The organism is Okeania sp. SIO2F4, assembly GCF_010672385.1.
In the GTDB taxonomy this organism is placed as follows: Bacteria; Cyanobacteriota; Cyanobacteriia; order Cyanobacteriales; family Microcoleaceae; genus Trichodesmium.
This window is the reverse complement of record NZ_JAAHGT010001324.1, coordinates 1-1,765: the sequence shown is the minus strand read 5'-3', so window position 1 is coordinate 1,765 and position 1,765 is coordinate 1. Positions and strand designations below refer to the sequence as shown.

Sequence of the window (1,765 nt, the reverse complement as noted above, 5' to 3'; positions counted from 1 at the left end):
TATCATTGCAATTAGTATTTGGATAGGTTCTCATTTACCCTTTTGGCAAGAAATAGTTAATAATGAAACGGGTTCTACTTTAGCATCTTGGAGTTATCGGTGGATAAATGCTTTAACAGGTTCATTTATTCCTGTAGTAGTGGGAGCGATCGCCTATCAATTAACAAAGCGTTGGAGTTATGGTTTGATTGCTGCTTTACTGATAGCTTTAGATGGATTATTTTTAGTAGAGTCTCGCTATGCTTTGAATAATATTTATCTAGTAATTTTTGGATTATTAGCTCACTTGTATTTAATTATTGCTCTACAAGATTCCGAATTCAAACAAAGTAAATGGTTGGCTTTATCTGGGATATTTTTTGGTGCAAGTGCAGCGATTAAATGGAATGGTTTAGGATTTTTACTCGGCATTTATTTACTTTGGATATTGGCATGGATAATTGAATTTTTTGCTACCAAAAAGAGATCGGGATATATATCTCCTTGGCAAAATTTAACTCGACTAAATCTGATTCAATTGACTCTAAATTTATTGGTTATTCCCATAATTACTTATAGCCTACTTTGGATTCCCCACATTATTCTCAACCCCAAATACGGCTTTTGGGAAATGCAGCAACAGATTTTCAGCTATCATCAAAGAATTGGCAGTGGGGCTGATACTCATCCTTATTGCGCTCAATGGTTTACTTGGCCGTTAATGATGAGACCTGTAGTTTATTTCTATAAAAATACGGGTTTATTAGACAAACCAGAACCTTCTTTACCACCCCTACCTTCAGATATTGGAGACCCAAAAGTTAATCCCCTAATTTTTGATGTTCATGCTATGGGAAATCCTATTTTGTGGTGGTTATCAACATGGGCAATTTTATTATTAATCTTAATGTTATTTAATCGCGTTTGGCATTGGGAAAAAAATAGACAAGCAAGACATAAAAAAATAAAACCAAAACAGATTGTTAAATTTCCACCTGCCTCAGAAATTTGGTTGTTAGTATATTTAGTTATAAATTGGCTAAGTAATTTTTTACCTTGGAGTAGAGTAAGTCGTTGTACTTTTTTGTATCATTATATGGGAGCTTTAGTGTTTGCTATATTGGGATTTTCTTGGTGGGTTGATAGGTGGTTAAATAGTCGTCAAATTCGTCTCAGGATAATAGGAGTGACAGTAATTTTTATAATTTTATTTGCCTTTGTTTTTTGGATGCCTGTTTATTTAGGATTACCTTTATCTCCCCAAAATTGGCAGCTCAGAATGTGGTTTCGATCTTGGATTTAACTAAAGGAAGAATTCATTAATGGATAATGGATAATGGATAATTGATAATTACAAGAAGGTTAAAACCGCACGGGAATTGAATATAAGGAATATTGTCTTTGTTTTCCCCTATCCAAGGGGAGGCTTCAAGGCTCGAATTATTTAATTATTAATTATTAATTTTTCGGTAATAAGTAAGAATAAAGAAGGAAAAAGGCTTAAATTTCCTATAGACATTAACACCTAAATTTGGTGATAGGAAATAGGTAAAAAAAATATCCAATTTTATACTTCTGACTTCTGACTTATATAGCTAAGAAAGAATTGATTAGAACATAGACTGATGATGAATCTTAGACTAGGAAATGTTTTTCTAACTGTTCCCTGTTCCCTGTTCCCTATTCCCTATTCCCTGCTATAAATAATGCTCGATACACAGGTTGATTTTTTGCTAAAGTTGCCTTTTCTATTTCTGATAAAACTGGCAAAATATTTTCGTTTAAC

The 1,765-nt window shown here is 32.9% G+C and carries 1 protein-coding gene; it reads left to right on the top strand.

All coding sequences use genetic code 11. The annotated features are described in order from the left end of the window. The coding region (locus F6K22_RS40080; RefSeq protein ID WP_293110660.1) for a phospholipid carrier-dependent glycosyltransferase at nt 1-1,282 on the top strand (1,282 nt) is incomplete at its 5' end. Nucleotides 1,283-1,765: the final 483 nt, after the last annotated feature.